This is a genomic window from Parabacteroides sp. PM6-13, from assembly GCF_029892605.1.
Classification (GTDB): Bacteria; Bacteroidota; Bacteroidia; order Bacteroidales; family Tannerellaceae; genus QVMG01.
Genome location: NZ_JARXWF010000010.1, coordinates 103,879 through 121,980 on the forward strand (window position 1 = coordinate 103,879; position 18,102 = coordinate 121,980).

Below are 18,102 nucleotides of genomic sequence, written 5' to 3' on the forward strand. Positions count from 1 at the left end.
GCTTTACATCGGTTGTCTGCGGTTGTCTTACCGTTGTAAAGTCAAAAGGAAAAAGGTGATTTTTTATTGTTTTTGTTTGCGAAGCTGTTCAATTACTTCGTCTATATCGAAGCTGGTAACCTTTATACTCGGCATAACATACTGAGAGATAAATCCTTTTTCTAACCATTGATCTACGGTTGGACGTGAAACCTTCATCATCTTTGCTAAAAGGTATTTGGAAATAATCGGCTTACCGTTGAAGTGTTCTATGAATTGCTTGTTAGCTGCATAGTAGTGTTGAAGGTTGGAGATAGCTTTGTCAACATCCAGTATGTAAGGTTGGTATTTCTTGGTTATAGTGATCTCGATAGAGTCCATGTCATAGTCTGCTGCCAGCTCCGGGTTTTTGGACAACTCTACTATAAGTTGCCCAAAGATAGCAGTATCCTTTGCTTTTATGGTTATTTTCTTGCGGCGGGGCATATTCTATTATTTCTTAGCTTCATCTGTTAGATGATAACCACCGGTGCGAGGTCTTCCTCTAAACTCTATAATCCCTTTTTTGCGCAATAATTGAAGATAACGCTCTGTTGTACGCAGACTTTTTTCTATTCGCACAGCTATTTCGCCAGCATTTAAGCCGGAAACATTTAGTAGAATACTTACTATATCTTTAACACCGCCATCAACACCGCCATCAACACCGCCAGTAATTATATTTATTATTTTATCCAACTGTTTATCAGGAGATTCAACACCGTCATCAACACCGTCATTCTTAACAAAAGCTGGGTGCATCGGAAGCGTAGTAATAAAATAGCTGTAATTTTCATCTGTTTCAAAGCGAGGTTCAGGAGAACCGTTCTTCATCATTTCCTTACGGATGATAGGGATACCTGTTCCTCGCCCCTCCGTCATATCCAGTTCTTTTAGGAAGTCACCTATCCTACGATTTCGATACCGACGATTGTGAATAACCCCACTACGAATTTCATCCATCTTTACACTCCGATCGGGACCACCTTGATTGATAATCTCAATGCAATCTGGTAATATCCGTATTTCTACTGGCTCTCTTACCTCCCAATTTCTATGGTAAAGACTATTCACAATGCTCTCTTCTAATGCTCGGAACGGATAGTTCCATACGCGCTGCGATTCAGCTCTATCCGGCAATTTATATATCTGCTCTTTCAACACCACGCTTCGTAATTGAGCAAGGGCTTGTTGTATTTGAACATAAACTGGGCCTGTAATTGCCGGTTTTTCGTAAAATGTAGGGTCGCCCAGTCCGTTTGGAAACTCGACAATCTCAATGCGAGAATAAGGGAAAAACTTTTCGGGATGGTAGTTAAACATCATCAATGCGATATTCTTGGGATACAACAACTCATCGGGACCACTTACCAAGTCCATTGCCCTGTAAATATCAATCAAGGGTGTAGTTTCTATTTGCTCCACCAATGTGCTGCCTACATTCAATAGATATTCTCTAACCAGTAAGGGAGAAATATCATCAACACTCGCTTGTGTATTAATACGGTCGTCAAAGGGTGTCCGGTTACTCAGACTTATCAGTTCTTCCCGTTCTTCTTTATTGGGAATGCAAGTGCTGGCATACCTTCGGATATAATATTGTCGTTTCTTTTCTTTCGCTGTTACATCTTCCGGTACTTCATACGGACGGTTCATGCCTGCCGAAACCCATATCACAAGAATGTTCTTTTCGTCTATCGTTTCGATGCTAATTTTGGGTGCATAATATGGACGTATCAGATTGTTGTAACCAATCATTTCTTTTTGAATAGCATCCAATTGTTCTGTCGGAATACCTGTAACCGGGCGTTTAGCTCTACCTTTCTCTTCTTCGGCACCAACGATAATATACCCACCTCCGATATTCTCAAAATCATTAGCAAAAGCAGATATCGTCCGATATATCGTTGCCGGATTCCAACCCTTCTTATATTCAATCCGTTCGCTCTCTACTATGCGGCCGGAAATCAGTTTTTCTATATTAACAGGTATTGCCATAATCCTTTATTTACTCTCCAAAGTTAGTTAATAATCTTGCATTCTTCTCCCTTTCCTCTTTTTCGAAGGATGCCAGATAGTTTTCTGTTGTTTTCAGGTCGTTATGGCCTAAACTTTCAGATATATAGGCGATATTAGCGCCGGAACGCTTCAGAACAGTCGCATAGGAATGTCGAGCCGAATAGGTGCTTAAGCCGTCTATACCTAATGCTGCGCCTATCTTCTTTAATCTCTTGTTGCATAGTTTAGTAACCGCCTTCACTACATCTTTTTCCTCAAAAGGGGTTTCGTTTCCGGTTAGATACCCAAAGATATAATCATCAGGTTTTCTGGATTTATTACCCCATTTTTTGATAATAGCTTCCATTTCGGGAGTTAGAATGGCGCAAACCTCTTTCTTTACCTTAGATGTTCGGGCGGTTTTTGCGCGTAAAAAGCTAATCTCCCCATTACGAATGTTAGAGTATTTGAGTGTTAGCATATCCGCAAAGTTAATGCCATTACAGAGATAGGAAAAGAACCACATATCTCGATACTTTTCTGTCGCCTCCGTACCATCGGAGTAAGTAATAATTGCTTTTATTTGCTGTAGGGAAAGAGCTAACTTTCGCCCTTGTCCGGTCGGTATCTCATATTTCCCGTATCCGAACGGATACTGACTTTCTTTTATGATTCCGCCTCTCTTTGCTTCATTAATAATACAGCGTATTGCCCGGCAATACATCCCGATGGTTGTATAGGCTCTCCCGGCATTTAGTAGATACTTCTCATATCGCTTCAACCAATCTACTGTAACAGCTGTAAAAGGGATATTCTCACCTGCGAAATATTCCACACTCTTTAGTGCGTCCTGATAGAAAAGGTGAGTTCCTACTTGTTCATTGTCCAATAGCACTTGTATCTTGACTTTGAATCCAGAATTAAGGGTGTCTGATGTTGTTCTACTCAAGCGGCTATTCAATGTATCAAAGGAGAACCCATCTTCATGCAGTAGCCCTTGAACTGTATCCTTAACTATATCAAATGTGTTCTGTATATCCGAGCGTATGGACAGCATTTTCTTACTTTTGGTATCAGGCAATCTCTCCCAGTCTTCAATGGTCATATACTTACCTGTTGAGTAGTATTTACGCACACGCTGATAGGTGACACGTATTTTGATAGGATACAAATTATCCTTAGTTGCTCTCCGATTATCGAAAAAGGAAGAAACCGTCACCCCATTGTTTGAATAGTTGAACATAAGCGCTATATTTGATCTGTTTCTCTCCGTGTGCAAGCTGAGCATTTGCACACAATTTGCACACAAATATAGCAATTATTTCAAAATACAAGTTTTTAGATAAAGTTTATATCTCATTTACTTTGCTATATCACAGCAAATTAGAAAATGAATGAAAATATATAGAAATCAAAGAAAACTATTTTCTTAATACTCATAATCAGGGAGTCCCTGGTTCAAGCCCAGGTGGGACCACCTTAAAAACAGGCAGTTACAAATGATGTAACTGCCTGTTTTATTTTGACGTGACGCAAACGTGACGCAATGCATGTTAAAAAGAAGTCTTACACACCCAGTACAATGTTGGCATCTATATTAAGTTTGCGGCTCATTTCCCGGGCAATCTTTAACGTTGGCTCACTTCTGCCATTCAAATAGTCGTTGATTCTGGATTTACTCACCTCCAATATTTGGGCTAAAGAGGTTTGAGTAAGCCCCATTTCAAACATACGCAATTTAAGCATCTCTACAAGCGTAGGAACTCCGATAGCAAAATGCTCGTCGGAATAATCGGCTACTAAATTTGACAAAAGTTCCAATTCAATACTTGCCGGATCAGTCAATGGAGTATCATCATTTACCAAAGGTATAAGTTCTTCTACCCGCCTTACTGCCCATTCGTATTGTTCTCTATTCTCTATCCTCGTCATAATCTTAATACTAAATCGTTTTACAATCTATCTTGTCATATTCCGCATGAGAACCTATAAATCGGATATAAACAAACTTAATCGTGAACTTAATGACAACAACCAGTCGATAATTGTTCCCTTTGATGTTGAATACATATCTTTGCTCCCCAATACTATCCACACTGTTGAATGTATTCTTTATATCAGCAAAACATTTCCATTCGCTTTGTTTTACTTTCGACACCCACTCTTGCAATGCCGTTTCAGCCTCAGGATGAGATTTTATGTATTCTTGCAAAGTTTGCTCTGTAAATATCCTCATGTCTATATTCTTGTTGCAAATGTATAAATAAATTTTGCTTTACAAAACATTCTCCCATATTTCAACACAACCAGGTCTTGTAACTTGACAATGTTCCCACAAAGTTCCCACATTCTTCTCCCCTTCCAATTTTTTTGCTCACCCGCATGAGAAAAAACACCCAAAAATCAGCCTAATCTCTGTCTGTGCAACCAGCTATATACATATTTTGTTATATCTTTGGAAGGCATGGGTGGCGGCACGCTTTGTGCCGCGACCATTAATGAGGAGATTATGAAGTCAGCTATACAACAACAAAAGGGGGGAGGCTTTGGCGTCGCTCCCGTTTATTTCACTGCTATATCCACCATTTTGGGTGCGATCCTCTTCCTGCGTTTCGGCTATGCTGTCGGGACGTTGGGGTTCTGGGGCGCGATCCTGATTATCCTATTGGGGCATCTGATCACCATTCCCACTGCCTTGGCTATTTCCGAGATAGCCACTAATACCCGGGTAGAGGGTGGCGGGGAATACTTCATTATCTCCCGCTCGTTCGGATTGAAAATCGGATCGACCATCGGGATTACCCTCTATCTCTCTCAAGCCATCAGTGTGGCCTTCTATATCATCGCGTTTACCGAGGCTTTCGCGCCGCTTTTCGATTGGTGGACAAGCCACTTCGGCTTCGATCTTCCCCGACAGGTGATCAGTGTTCCTGCATTGGTCCTATTGGCCTTAAGCATTTTGAAGAAAGGGACGGGTTCGAGCATGAAATTGCTTTATGTGGTTAATATTATTCTTTTCATCGCTTTATTGCTCTTTTTCATGGGGAAGCCCATTGAAACAGAGGGCGAGGTGGCCTTCCTGGCGAAAGAGAATTTCGGTTTCTTCAACACCGACAAGTTCTTTGTTATCTTCGCCATTTGCTTTCCGGCCTTTACCGGCATGACGGCAGGGGTGGGCTTAAGCGGGGACCTGAAAGATCCCGGCAAATCGATTCCTTTGGGCACGATGGGGGGAACCCTTACCGGGCTGATTGTCTATATTTTGATTGTCTGGAAACTGGCTGTCTCCGCTCCGCAAGCTGACCTGTTGGAGGATCAGTTGATCATGTCGCGCATCGCGCTTTATGGGCCGATTGTGATTCCGTTGGGACTGGCGGCCTGCACCTTCTCTTCGGCGCTGGGCGCCATCCTGGTGGCCCCCCGCACCCTGCAGGCACTCGCCTCCGACAAGAGCCTGCCGTTTCAGAAAATCAACAGCTTCCTGGCGCGTGGGAAAGGGAAAAGCAATGAACCGTTTAGCGCCACGATCGTTACCTTTTTTATCGCCCTGGTCTTTGTCTTGATAGGCAATATCGACCGCGTCGCGGGCATCATCTCTATGTTTTTCCTGATCACCTACGGCTGTTTGTGTCTGATCTCATTCCTCAACCATTTTGGTTCGCCCCCCTCCTACCGTCCGCGCTTCCGCTCGAAATGGTATTTCTCTTTAGGGGGCTTCCTGCTGTCGGTTTGGGTGATGTTTATGATCAATCCATTGTACACCATCCTCTCCTACGTGGTGATTATTGTGCTTTATCTCTTTATCGAGCATTACAACAAAGACCAGAAGGGGCTTGGCGACATTTTCGAAGGGGCGTTGTTCCAGCTTAACCGCCGCTTGCGGGTGTTTATGCAGAAACATCAGTCGGTGATGGAGAATGAGGAGTGGCGACCGTCGGCGATATGTATTTCGCCCAACTCTTTTGAGCGCGACAAGGTGTTGGAATTGATGAAATGGATCAGTCACCAGCATGGGTTTGGCACCTATTTCCATTATATCGAAGGCTATTACAGCAAGCAGACACATGCCGAATCACAAGAGATCCTGCGTCAGCTGATCAACAACCAACGCGAGCACGACAGCGCCTTGTATATCGACACGATGATCTCGCCCTCCTACACCTCGGCGATTGCTCAGGTTATTCAGACCCCTTCTATTTCGGGGATGGAGAACAATATGGTGGTCTATGAGTTCGATAAAAACCAGCCCGATGAATTATGCCGGATCCTGGATAATATCAATATGGCCAAGGCGGGTAACTTCGATATCTGCATCTTCGCCGGATCTCATTATCCGCTGCGCACGCGTAATGGCATCCACGTATGGATTCGGGCCACCGACGAGAAGAATACCAACCTGATGATCCTGTTGGGTTATATCATCATGGCCCATCCTGATTGGCATAAGAGCCAGATAAAGATATTCATTACCAGCACCAACCCCGAAATGGAAGTGGTGAAAGAGGATTTGCAGGAACGGATCTCCGAAGGTCGCTTGCCGATCACCCTGGCCAATATCGAAATCGTCTTATTGGATGAAAAACAAACCGTAAGCGATGCCATCCAGACACGCTCCAAACATGCCGGGCTCACCCTGATCGGCTTCCGCGAAGAGATCTTAAAACACGAACCGATGAAGTTCTTTACCGGCTTCCAGGATATTGGCGATATCCTGTTTGTCAATGCTTCGCAATCGAAAGAGATTAATTAAGTCGCTTCGCTCCTTAGTAGTTATCAGTCGCTTCGCTCCTTAGTAGTCAAAGAAGTCAAGAAGTTATCAGTCGCTTCGCTCCTTAGTAGTTAAGTAGAAACAAACTACTTGACTACTTGACTACTATGACTACTCTAACTACTTAACTTCTTTGACTTCTTTAACTTCTTAACTTCTTAACTTCTTAACTACTCCTACCTACCGGAAACCGATAGATCAACGGATGTTGAATGCCCAGGATGCCGTAGCCACCTTTTACATTGGAATAGATGCGCACCGGATGGGAGAAGGTGTCGCTGTTCCATTTCTGTTCGATGGAGCGCATATAGAAGTAGAGCGATTCGGTAATGGCGTAGAGTTCGATCTCCACATCGACCTTTTCTTTCAATACGTTTGATCCATAACTCAACGGGAAATAGACATTGAGGGTGTACTCCCCGCCGTCAAAAAGATCGTCGGAAAAGATGCGGCAGATGTTCCCTTCGTAATCCTCCATACCCTGATCGACCAGGTTGCTCAATGCCGGATCCTGGTTGATGTAATAGTCGGTCATCTCGCTCAGGTATTCCCATTTGGTGCCTTCGTCGAACAATACCTTCCGGCGGATCAGCAGGCGGTAATAATTCCGCTCGTTCGGACGGTCTTTGATGGTGATCAATGAGCGCATAAACAGGCTGTACATCTCGGAATCGAAGAAACGCATGGTGTCAACGGAAAGGATCACCGGCAATTCAGGAACAGTCTCTTCTACATAGACCCTACCCGACAACTCATGGTCGATTTCAACGGCAATCTTATCACCCGCCTTCAACTCTCCCGGCCTATACGCAAGGTAGTTTCCGCCGATAGAATAATACTCCTGCGGCTCTCCGTTGACCGTTATCTCCAGCGGCAGTTCCTGCAAGCCACCCGGTGGCAACCCCCATTCATCTTTCCATTTGGAGGAGGGATCATCCCATCCATTCCAATCTTCCATATCTTCAAACAGAAAATAACTGGCGGAAAAGTCAATTATCTGTTCCTCCTGTTTGGTATCGACGATATGATTCACAACCAGTTTATTCTCTTTATCCTTGCCTTTGAATTCGATAATATTCTCACAAGCGGTCAAGAATAGAAAGCAACAGAGAACCGGAAGGCTATATAGGAAGGCTATTTTCTTCATCTGAGTCAGAATTTATAAGTGTATGAAAGGGAGGGAACAATCGGGAAGAGCGTGATTTTCTTCAATACCCGGTGTTCGGCGCCGTAGGAATCCTCCGCGTAATCGGTAGTGATCAGGAAGGGATTCATCTGATTATAGGCATTATAGATACTCAGGTTCCAGATGCTATAACGCTTTTTCGTGCGGCTGGTATAATAGGAGATGCCAAGATCCAAGCGGTGATACGGATCGAGACGGTAGTTGTTGCGATGATCGAACTGCTCCACCAAGAAATAGGTACCGAAAGGAGCATCGGGTATCTCGGCCGCCTTGATCTCTTTCATCGGCAGGGTGATCACATTGCCTGAGCTGAACACCCAGTTGCCCGACAATTCGAAATATTTGCCCAGTTGCTGTATAAGCGAAACGTTGATGCTGTGGCGGCGATCGTATTTGGCAGGAAACCACTCGTTGAAATTGATCTGCTCGAAGCGTCTTTCCGTCTTGGCCCAGGTATAACCGATCCATCCGGTCGTTTTCCCCGTCATGCGTTGCAGGAACACCTCCAGCCCGTAGCTACGCCCCTGGCCCGCCTCCACCTTATTCTCCCATCCGGCCGATAGGCTAAGCAGGTCGGCGCCATCTTCATACTCCAACACATTCTGCATATCCTTGTAATAGGTCTCGACCGAGAGATCGAAACCATGCGGCAGATTGGCAAACAACCCCACCGAATACTGATGCGAATCCATCGGTTTCACCTTCTTGGTGACAGGCACCCAGAGGTCGGTCTGCAAAAACATGATATTGCTCGACAGCATGTGAATATACTGCTTCATATGGGTGTAGCCCGCCTTAAACGACAGGTTGTTACTCAAGCGATAATTCAACGAAAACCGGGGAGAGGCCGAGGCGTAGGTCTTCCCCTCCACATGAAACAGGGAGAAGCGCAACCCCGGATTGATCTTAAAGCGCGGCGTAATCGCCCAATCGTCTTCGGCATAGAGCGCTGCTTCGTAGGCAAGAATGCGCCTTCCCTGCTGAAACTCATAGCCGAAGAAGTCATCGCGCTCTTCAGACGATTGCTGACTGAGCACCTCGGGTTTGAAATTATGGAAGGTGAACGCCGCCCCCATCCGCACATAATGCTGCGGCGAAGGGATGAAATCGAGGTCGGAGGTCAGGCTGTAATCGATAATGCCCGAATTATATTTCGCGCCGACAAAACTCTTGTTTTGCGTATCATAATCATAATAGGACTCATAGGTCCGGGCAATGTGCATATCATACATATAATTGTTGTACGCCAATTTGGTATTGAGGAAAAGGTTGCCCGAGAAGATATGATTCCATTTCGCCGCAGCAATCGTACTCCCCCATTTCCAGTCCTGCGTGGTGAGGGCACTTAGCTCCCCTGAATAGCCGTCGCGCGTATCATATTGGGTATCGAGCTTATCCCGCCCATTGTAGAACATAAAAAAGAGACTGTTCTTATCGTCCAGTTTATGTTGCAGTTTGGCATTGATATCATAGAAAAAGAAATTGTAATCGTCGCGTTCCGATATCTGGTCGTCCAGCCGGCGAAGCCTGTCGAGTATCTTTCCCATAAACAGATCGACATAGGTGCGTCGGAAAGAGAGGTTGAAGGATGTTTTGTCTTTCACGATCGGCCCTTCGAGCGCCGCCTTCATCGAGATCAGCCCGACAGAGGCCGTCCCATGCAGTTGTTCCATATTGCCATCGTTGGTGCGGATATCGACCACCGACGAGAGGCGCCCCCCGAAACGCGCCGGAAATCCGGCTTTGTAGAGATTCACATTCTTGATCGCGTCCGAGTTGAAGATCGAGAGATACCCAAACACATGGCTGGTATTATACACCGGAATGCCATCCAATAGAATCAGGTTCTGGTCGGGACTGCCTCCACGCACCGAGAAATCGCTCTTTCCCTCGTCGCTTGCCTCCACACCGGGCAGCATCTGCATCGATTTCATAATATCGGTCTCCCCCAACAAAGAGGGGATAGCTGTCAGCTGCGACACCGGCACATTGATCGTGCCCAGTTGAGTACTTTCCAATTTGGAACGGCGACTGCTGACCACCACCTCCTTCAGTTGCGTACTCAGCGGATCGAGCAGAATCTCAAATACCGTATCCCGCTCCAGGCGAAAAGAGATGCGCCGTGTTTCATAGCCTATATAAGAACATTGCAGAACCACCTCCCCTTCGGGCAATGTCAGACTGTAGAATCCATACGAATTGGAGGCCGCCCCCTGATGGCTTCCGAGGTCGATCAAGGCAGCACCCACCAAGCTTTCGCTACTACCCGATTCTCGGATATAGCCGCTTATTTTATGGTTTTGTGCCCGTAAAGTATAAAGTTGTAAGAGTAATAGGAAGGTCAGAAAAAGAAATTTTTTTCGCATAATAATACGCTGATTAGAACAACACACTGATTCATCAGCGCAAAGATAAGAAAAGCCGGATAAAATAGGGTTCGATTTCCGAGAAAGTGAGAATTACAAAGTGTAAGCAAAAAGTGGATTTTGCTTTACAATATGATACGTTAAAAAGTGTTACTCGCCTGACTAATTTTAAATACCCCTACGTTTTTGGAAAAATACTCAGGCGTTTTTGACAAAATGTCAAATTCTTGAACCGGGATTTTGCTGATTTTGGGATTTCCCGGATGTATGCAGACCTTCAAATAGGAGAAAATGGGAAGGGAGAAGGGAGAAAGGAGAAAGGGAGAACATGGGAAGGTTTGTGGGAAAGCACGCCGCAGGCGTGAGATTATGCATAACCGTATGCAAGCGTAGCGCAGCTTACGGTAGTGAATCCTCTATATAAAAAAGCCCCGCATGGGGCGGGATTATGACAGATCTCGCACCTGCGGCGCTTGATTGACAGGCAGTCGCTATACCGTAAGCTGCGCTATGCTTGCATACGGTTATGCATAATCTCGCGCTGGCAGCGCGATCCCCACCTTCCCAATCTTACAAAATCTGAAGACGCCCCCCTTCTCCCTTCTCCTTTCTCCTTTCTCCTTCAAATCATCTCCTTAAAACAGCAAAAGTGTTTATTATTCAAACACAAAAACAACAAAAAATTTGCAGAATAGGAATAAAACCTTACCTTTGCATCGCTTTTTAGCAAAGCAGAGGATTGTCTCATGGTGTAATGGTAGCACTGCAGATTTTGGTTCTGCCTGTCAAGGTTCGAATCCTTGTGAGACAACAAACAACCATCCAACAAGCGCAATACGATTGACTATCAATCCTATTGCGCTTTTCTTTTTGCAGGAGCGGCAAGCTTTCTATTTATGGGCATAAGCTAATTGATAATCCAAAAAAGCCATAACTAAAAGCCCTTAAGCAACCTCTCTATACTGAAAAAATGACTATTTTCGCCTCGTTGAAGTAGTGTGTGCCGAATTCCACTACCCAAAAAGAACAAAATAGATTATGGCCATTAAAAAATCAGAATTATACAGCTCGCTCTGGGCAAGTTGCGATGAGCTTAGAGGGGGGATGGATGCCTCACAATATAAAGACTATGTATTGACACTTTTGTTTGTCAAGTATATATCCGACAAATATAAAGGCAGGACATTTGCCGCCATAAAAGTGCCTGATGGCGCCTCTTTCGAGGATATGGTAGCTTTGGTAGGCACACCCAATATCGGCGATGATATCAACAGATATATTCTAAACCCGATCAAAGAGGCAAATCACCTGAATGACTTTCCGGATTTCAACGATGAAGGGAAGCTCGGCAAAGGGAAAGACCTGATCGATACGGTATCGAATCTTATCCTTATCTTCAACTCGCCGGATTTGGATTTCTCGGGCAATAATGCCGAAGGCGACGACCTATTGGGTGATGCCTACGAATACCTGATGCGTCACTTCGCCACCGAATCGGGCAAGTCGAAGGGGCAGTTCTATACCCCGGCGGAGGTGAGCCGCGTATTGGCGAAGGTGATTGGAATCAACAAAGACAATTCAACCGGACAGACGACTGCCTATGACCCCACCTGTGGATCGGGTTCGCTCCTGTTGAAGGTGGCAGATGAGGCCGAGAAAAACATCACCCTCTACGGGCAGGAAAAAGATAATGCCACGGCCAACTTAGCCAAAATGAATATGATTCTGCATGGCAATCCAACTGCGGAGATTGTGGCAGACAACACACTGACCCGCCCCTTTTGGACCAATAAAATATACGGTGGACTGAAAACCTTCGATTACGTAGTGGCTAATCCTCCGTTTTCACTGAAAAACTGGAGTAATGGTGTTTCTACGGACGCCGATGAGTTTGGCCGTTTTGAATTAGGCGTGCCACCTGAAAAGAATGGCGACTACGCTTTTCTGTTGCATATTCTCAAATCATTGAAGACCACCGGCAAAGGGGCGGTGGTATTGCCTCACGGGGTCTTATTCCGCGGAAATGCCGAAGCGGCTATTCGTAAGAACATTATTGACAAGGGTTATATCAAGGGAATTATCGGATTGCCGGCCAACCTGTTCTATGGAACCGGTATCCCCGCTTGCATTCTGGTATTGGACAAAGAGCAGGCGGAACACCGCAAAGCGATCTTTATGATCGATGCCAGCAAAGGGTTTGTGAAAGATGGCAACAAAAACCGGTTGCAGGAGAAAGATATTCGCAAGATTGTGGATGTGTTTAATCACGCCATAGAACTGCCGAAATACAGCCGCATGGTGCCCGTCAGCGAAATTGCCAACGAGAAAAACGATTATAACCTGAATATCCCCCGCTACATCGACACGCAGGAAGAGGAGGATAAGCAGGATCTCTTCGCGCACCTGAACGGAGGCATTCCCCGGCGAGATGTAGAATTATTGAATCGCTATTGGGCGATCTATCCCGAGCTGAAAAATCTGTTGTTTGCCTTGCAGGACAATGGCTACTACCGGTTGCAAGTCCCGAACGAAGAGATCAAACAAACGATCTTCACACACCCGCAATTCCTGGCCTTCTCCAAGACACTGCAAGCCCTATTCGATAGTTGGAAAACGGAACGCGAAGCGCATTTCCGGCAGTTGACGTCCGGCTTCTCTATCAAACCGGAGATTGCAACAACCGGAGAGCGTCTGCTCAACGCCTTTGCCGACAATCCACTGATCGATGCATACGATATGTACCAACACCTGATGAGTTATTGGAACGATATCATGCAGGACGATCTCTACGCCATTGCGATGGAAGGCTGGCAGGCAGGTAACCTCTGGGAACGGCAAGTGATCAAAGGCAAAAGAGGAAAGGATGGCAAAACCGGTAAAGACAAGACGGTGGAGGGGCTCGAAGGCGTAATCGGGAAATTGATCCCACCGCGTTTGTTGATCGACGAATACCTCTCGGAGGAATGGGAGACCATTACCCAATTCGAAAACAAGGTAGAGAGTATCAAAGCCCAGTTGGAAGAACTCGACCAAGAGAACGAATTGGAGACCACCCTCTTTGCCGAGTTGGATAAGGTGACTGTCGCTTCGGTGAAAGCCCTGTTGAAAGAGAAAAAGAAATCCTTCACTGCCAAAGAAGAGATTGCCGTGATGGAAAACTATATCCAGCTGAATGAAGCCATAACGGCTACCAATAAAAAGATCAAAGAGGCGAAAGCTAATATCGAACAGGCAGTGATCGATCTCTATCCGCAACTTACCGAAGAGGAGATCAAAGAGGTGGTAATCAACAAAAAGTGGATGCGCCACCTGCAACACTGCCTCGAAAGCGAACAGGAACGTATCAGCCAGAACCTCAGCCAGCGCGTAAATGAATTGGCAGCGCGTTATGCCGAAACACTGCCACAGCTGGAAACAGCCGTTGCCGACTATGAAAGCAAAGTAAAAACTCACCTCCATAAAATGGGACTGCAATGGTAGAAACGAAATTCAAACAGACGGAGATTGGGGTAATTCCGGAGGACTGGGAGGTGAAGAAGCTGGGTGAGGTTGGAGAAGTGAAAATGTGCCGAAGAATCTTCAGCTCGCAAACAAGTATCATTGGAGACATCCCTTTTTTCAAAATAGGGACTTTTGGAGATAAAGCCGATGCTTACATCTCTAATGCTCTATATGAGAATTATAAATCGAAATTTTCGTTCCCTAAGAAAGGGGATATTCTCATTTCAGCAGCCGGGACCATTGGTAGAACGATAATTTATGACGGAAAAGATGCTTATTTCCAAGATTCTAACATCGTTTGGATAGACAATAATGAGATCATTTTATCTAACAAATATTTGTATTATGTACTTCAGATCGTAAAATACAATACAGAGGGAGGAACGATTCAGCGATTATATAATAGCATTCTAAATAACACAAAATTCCCCCTCCCTCCTCTCCCCGAGCAACGTGCCATCGCCGAAGTCTTAAGCGATACCGATGCGTGGATTGAAAGTTTAGAAAAACTGATTGCCAAGAAACGCCTGATAAAACAAGGCGCCATGCAGGAATTGCTGACACCGAAAGAGGGGTGGGAGGTGAAGAAGTTGGGGGAGGTTGTTTTGTCAATTTTAGGAGGAGGAACTCCTTCTAGAGCTATTGGGGAATATTGGGGAGGGAATATTCCTTGGATGACAGTTAAGGACTTTGCGACATACAATAGAGATAAGACTCAAGAATATATAACGCAAAGTGGTCTCAATAATAGTGCATCAAGAATCGTCAAGAAGGGAGACCTAATTATTGCAACTCGCATAGCTTTAGGGCAAATTGTAAAATACAATGTTGATGTAGCAATTAACCAGGATTTGAAAGCAATTAGATTAAGCGACTTAGTCCATACAGACTTTTTCATTTACTTCTATAGAAGCATATCAACAAAAATAATTGAAAAAGGAAGCGGGAGCACAGTATTGGGATTATCAATAGATGACTTAAAATCTATCCCAACTCCCCTCCCCCCCTTCCCCGAACAACTCCGCATCGCCACTATCCTCTCCGATATGGATGCGGAGATCGAAGCATTGGAGAACAAACTGGCAAAGGCTCGTCAGATCAAGCAGGGCATGATGCAGGAGTTATTGACAGGGCGAATACGATTCGTATAAGAGAGAAGTAACAGTGTGTGTTTTTAGATTTTATATAACTTAGTAAACAAGGAGAAAGCCATGAACAATATCAACCCCATAGAGCGCAAGACACAAGACAGAGTGATTCAACTGTTTAAAGAGATGGATTATGCCTATTATGGTAATTGGGAAGAGCACGATCACAACAGCAATGTGGAGGAAGCCTACCTGCGTGCTTTTCTGCAAAAACAAGGCTATGCGGAACCGCTGATCAACAAAGCGGTGCAAGAGGTATTGACGCTGGCGCGTGCCAATGAGGGAAGCCTGTATGAACGGAATAAGAAGTTCTATTCCCTACTTCGTTATGGCGTCAAAGCCCGGGAGGATGTGGGCGAGCAACACCAAACGGTGATGCTGGTAGATTGGACACATCCCGAAAAAAACCTCTTCGCCATTGCCGAAGAGGTGACGCTGAAAGGCAACAAAACGCGCCGCCCGGATATTGTCTTGTATGTGAATGGCATCGCTTTGGGGGTGTTGGAGCTTAAGCGGGGCACGGTGGATATATCGGAGAGCATTCGCCAGAATATCTCCAACCAACAGGAGGCGTTTAACGAGAACTTCTTTATCACCACGCAGATTATCCTGGCAGGCAATAATACGCAAGGCCTGCGCTATGGCACCATTGGCACGGAAGAGAAGTATTACCTCGCCTGGAAAGAGGATGAAGAGGAGAACGAAGGCTATAAACTGGATAAATACCTGCGCAAGGTGTGCGCGAAAGAACGGCTGTTGGATATCATCTACAACGGCATTGTGTTTGATGGCGGGAAGAAGAAACTACCCCGTCCGCACCAATACTTCGCATTGAAAGAGGCACAAGAGTATGCCCGGCGCTTCGAGGGCGGGATTATCTGGCATACGCAGGGATCGGGCAAGAGTATCCTGATGATTCTATTAGGCAAATGGATCCTGGAGAATATAAAGAATGCCCGGGTGGTGATTCTCACCGACCGAACGGAGCTCGACAAACAGATTGCCGATACCTTCGAAAGCGCCGGTGAAACGGGTATTGCCCGCACAAGCTCCGGCAAAGAATTGATGAACTATCTCACACAACCCAAGCCACGACTGATTGCTTCGCTGATCCATAAATTCGGGAACAAAGGGGAGGCAGACTACAAAACCTTTATCGAGGAGCTTCGGAATAACCCCATCGAAACACAAGGCAATATCTTTGTCTTCGTAGACGAATGTCATCGCACGCAAAGTGGAAAGCTGAACGAAACGATGAAGCTGGTGTTGAAGAACGCGGTCTTTATCGGTTTTACCGGGACGCCCCTGTTGCGCGATGACAAACAGACCACTTTTGAAGTGTTCGGCAGTTATATTCACACCTATAAATTCAACGAGGCGGTGGCCGATGAGGTGGTGAAGGATCTGGTGTATGAAGGACGTGATATTGAACAACGCCTCTCGTCACAAGCCAAGGTGGATGCTTGGTTTGAGGCAAAGACAAAAGGGCTGAATGATTTCCAGAAATCGGAACTGAAGAAGCGATGGGGAACAATGCAAAATGTATTGAGCTCCAAGTCGCGGATGGAGAAAATAGTTTCCGACATCCTCTTCGACTTCAGTGTCAAGCCACGTCTCTCTTCCGAAAGGGGAAATGCTATTTTGGTGGCTTCCAGCATTTATGAGGCTTGCAGGTATTTTGAGTTGTTTAGAGGCACACCGCTCAAAAACAAATGTGCCATTATCACCTCCTACAATCCGCAAACCAAAGATATTACCACCGAAGATACCGGCGAAGATTCTGAAACCGACAAAGAATATGTGTACAATACCTATGAGGCATTATTGAAGGATATAACCCCCAAAGGCGGGAAAAGTAAAACGGAGACCTACGAAGATGATAACAAACGGAAGTTTGTGAAAGAACCGGCTCAAATGAAATTGCTGATTGTCGTGTCCAAGCTACTGACCGGCTTCGACGCACCGGCTTGTTCCTATATCTATATCGATAAGAAGATGCAGGACCATACCTTGTTTCAAGCCATTTGCCGGGTGAACCGACTGGATACCGACGATAAGGATTTTGGGTATATCGTGGATTATATGGGGCTTTTCGGGAATGTAACCGATGCGATTAAGGTCTATACCTCTCCCTTAGACACCGAACACTTCACGAAAGAGGAGGTGGAGATTGTTCTGAAAGATCGCCTACAGATGGCGCGCGAACGCGTTGAAAACGCATTGGAAGAGTTAGAACAGCTGTGCGAATCGGTTGACTATCCCAAAAACGACCTGAACTATATCCGTTACTTCTGCGGAAATACGGAGATCGCAAGCGACCTGAAAGCCAACGAATACAAACGGGTGGCTTTATACAAAGCGATCGTGGCGTATATCCGCGCGTTTGCCAATGTACAAGCCGAAATGGAAACGGCGGGATTCAACAAAGAGGAGATCGCTCGTTTTGAAGAGCGATTGGCGTTCTACCTGAAGCTGCGCGAAACGATACGCATTGCCAGCGGGGAAGTATTGGACTTGAAGGCGTATGAAGCGGATATGCGTCATCTGATTGACCATTATATCCAGGCTGATGAATCGACAGTGATTACGCCTTTTGAAGATATCTCTTTATTGGCACTGATTGAATCCAATATGGACAAAGCCATTGAGTCACTCCCTGAAAGCATTAAAGGCAACAAAGAGACCGTTGCAGAGACCATCGAGAACAGTGTGCGTTCCAAGATTGTCACCCAGCATTTATTCGACCCGGTCTATTTTGAGAAAATGTCTGAATTGCTTCAACAGCTGATTGATGAACGCAAAAAAGCGGTTATTGACTACCAGGAATACCTCAAAAGAATGGCTGAGCTGGTGAAAAAAGTCAACGCGGGGAAAGAAAATGATTTGCCTCAAAGCATAGATACCTCAGGCAAAAAAGCCCTTTATCACTATTTGAATGAGGATGAAGCGTTGGTTAGGGCTTGCGATGACGCCATACAGGCTGCCAAAAAAGATGGATTCAGGGAGAATCCGGCAAAACAAAATGAAATAAAAGAGGCGATCTACAAGGTGGTCAACGACGAAAACAAAACATTGGAGATCTACAAAATCATTGAAAGCAATAAGCAGGATTATTGA

General features: G+C 45.3%; 11 protein-coding genes. 4 read left to right on the plus strand and 7 right to left on the minus strand.

Annotated features, from left to right (window positions below; translation table 11 throughout):
• Nucleotides 1-63: 63 nt before the first annotated feature.
• The 5 genes from M2134_RS10685 to M2134_RS10705 form a co-directional block, all read right to left on the minus strand.
• Complete coding sequence (locus tag M2134_RS10685) at nt 64-465, minus strand: hypothetical protein (RefSeq protein ID WP_280750694.1); 402 nt, start codon at nt 463-465, stop codon at nt 64-66.
• Nucleotides 466-471: 6 nt separating this feature from the next.
• Nucleotides 472-2,016, minus strand: a complete 1,545-nt coding sequence (locus tag M2134_RS10690; protein ID WP_280750695.1) for an ATP-binding protein — start codon at nt 2,014-2,016, stop codon at nt 472-474.
• A gap of 10 nt (nt 2,017-2,026) precedes the next feature.
• A complete protein-coding gene (locus M2134_RS10695; RefSeq protein ID WP_280750696.1) occupies nt 2,027-3,259 on the minus strand; it encodes a site-specific integrase in 1,233 nt (410 codons plus the stop codon).
• A 323-nt stretch (nt 3,260-3,582) separates the two neighbouring features.
• A complete protein-coding gene (locus M2134_RS10700) occupies nt 3,583-3,948 on the minus strand; it encodes a helix-turn-helix domain-containing protein (protein WP_280750697.1) in 366 nt (121 codons plus the stop codon).
• 10 nt (nt 3,949-3,958) lie between these two features.
• Nucleotides 3,959-4,252 carry a type II toxin-antitoxin system HigB family toxin gene (locus M2134_RS10705; RefSeq protein WP_280750698.1) on the minus strand — a complete coding sequence of 98 codons (294 nt, stop codon included), beginning with the start codon at nt 4,250-4,252 and terminating at the stop codon, nt 3,959-3,961.
• Between the two features lie 273 nt (nt 4,253-4,525).
• On the opposite strand from M2134_RS10705, the gene M2134_RS10710 reads away from it, so the two are divergent.
• Nucleotides 4,526-6,766 carry an amino acid permease gene (locus tag M2134_RS10710; protein WP_280750699.1) on the plus strand — a complete coding sequence of 747 codons (2,241 nt, stop codon included), beginning with the start codon at nt 4,526-4,528 and terminating at the stop codon, nt 6,764-6,766.
• A 184-nt stretch (nt 6,767-6,950) separates the two neighbouring features.
• Here the strand turns inward: M2134_RS10710 and M2134_RS10715 are convergent, their stop codons facing one another.
• Together M2134_RS10715 and M2134_RS10720 are read right to left on the minus strand one after the other, a co-directional pair.
• A complete protein-coding gene (locus M2134_RS10715; RefSeq protein WP_280750700.1) occupies nt 6,951-7,931 on the minus strand; it encodes a DUF4249 domain-containing protein in 981 nt (326 codons plus the stop codon).
• Between the two features lie 5 nt (nt 7,932-7,936).
• Nucleotides 7,937-10,336 (minus strand): TonB-dependent receptor, encoded by a 2,400-nt coding sequence (locus M2134_RS10720; protein WP_280750701.1) that lies wholly within the window; start codon nt 10,334-10,336, stop codon nt 7,937-7,939.
• A gap of 1,038 nt (nt 10,337-11,374) precedes the next feature.
• Here M2134_RS10720 and M2134_RS10725 point away from each other — a divergent pair.
• Genes M2134_RS10725 through M2134_RS10735 form a run of 3 tightly spaced genes read left to right on the plus strand, consistent with a single transcriptional unit; the run spans nt 11,375 to nt 18,102 of the window.
• Complete coding sequence (locus M2134_RS10725) at nt 11,375-13,816, plus strand: type I restriction-modification system subunit M (RefSeq protein WP_280750702.1); 2,442 nt, start codon at nt 11,375-11,377, stop codon at nt 13,814-13,816.
• The gene (locus M2134_RS10730; RefSeq protein WP_280750703.1) at nt 13,810-14,988 is read left to right on the plus strand and encodes a restriction endonuclease subunit S; all 1,179 of its coding nucleotides are present in this window, start codon (nt 13,810-13,812) and stop codon (nt 14,986-14,988) included. Before M2134_RS10725 ends, M2134_RS10730 begins: the two co-directional genes overlap by 7 nt.
• Before the next feature lie 60 nt (nt 14,989-15,048).
• Complete coding sequence (locus tag M2134_RS10735; protein ID WP_280750704.1) at nt 15,049-18,102, plus strand: HsdR family type I site-specific deoxyribonuclease; 3,054 nt, start codon at nt 15,049-15,051, stop codon at nt 18,100-18,102.

What these genes read in the sequence shown, in the direction of transcription:
- M2134_RS10735 (WP_280750704.1), top strand. Translation starts at nt 15,049, where the DNA reads ATGAACAATATCAACCCCATAGAGCGCAAGACACAAGACAGAGTGATT.
- M2134_RS10690 (WP_280750695.1), bottom strand. Translation starts at nt 2,016, where the DNA reads ATGGCAATACCTGTTAATATAGAAAAACTGATTTCCGGCCGCATAGTA.
- M2134_RS10720 (WP_280750701.1), bottom strand. Translation starts at nt 10,336, where the DNA reads ATGCGAAAAAAATTTCTTTTTCTGACCTTCCTATTACTCTTACAACTT.
- M2134_RS10730 (WP_280750703.1), top strand. Translation starts at nt 13,810, where the DNA reads ATGGTAGAAACGAAATTCAAACAGACGGAGATTGGGGTAATTCCGGAG.
- M2134_RS10715 (WP_280750700.1), bottom strand. Translation starts at nt 7,931, where the DNA reads ATGAAGAAAATAGCCTTCCTATATAGCCTTCCGGTTCTCTGTTGCTTT.
- M2134_RS10705 (WP_280750698.1), bottom strand. Translation starts at nt 4,252, where the DNA reads ATGAGGATATTTACAGAGCAAACTTTGCAAGAATACATAAAATCTCAT.
- M2134_RS10710 (WP_280750699.1), top strand. Translation starts at nt 4,526, where the DNA reads ATGAAGTCAGCTATACAACAACAAAAGGGGGGAGGCTTTGGCGTCGCT.
- M2134_RS10725 (WP_280750702.1), top strand. Translation starts at nt 11,375, where the DNA reads ATGGCCATTAAAAAATCAGAATTATACAGCTCGCTCTGGGCAAGTTGC.
- M2134_RS10700 (WP_280750697.1), bottom strand. Translation starts at nt 3,948, where the DNA reads ATGACGAGGATAGAGAATAGAGAACAATACGAATGGGCAGTAAGGCGG.
- M2134_RS10695 (WP_280750696.1), bottom strand. Translation starts at nt 3,259, where the DNA reads ATGTTCAACTATTCAAACAATGGGGTGACGGTTTCTTCCTTTTTCGAT.
- M2134_RS10685 (WP_280750694.1), bottom strand. Translation starts at nt 465, where the DNA reads ATGCCCCGCCGCAAGAAAATAACCATAAAAGCAAAGGATACTGCTATC.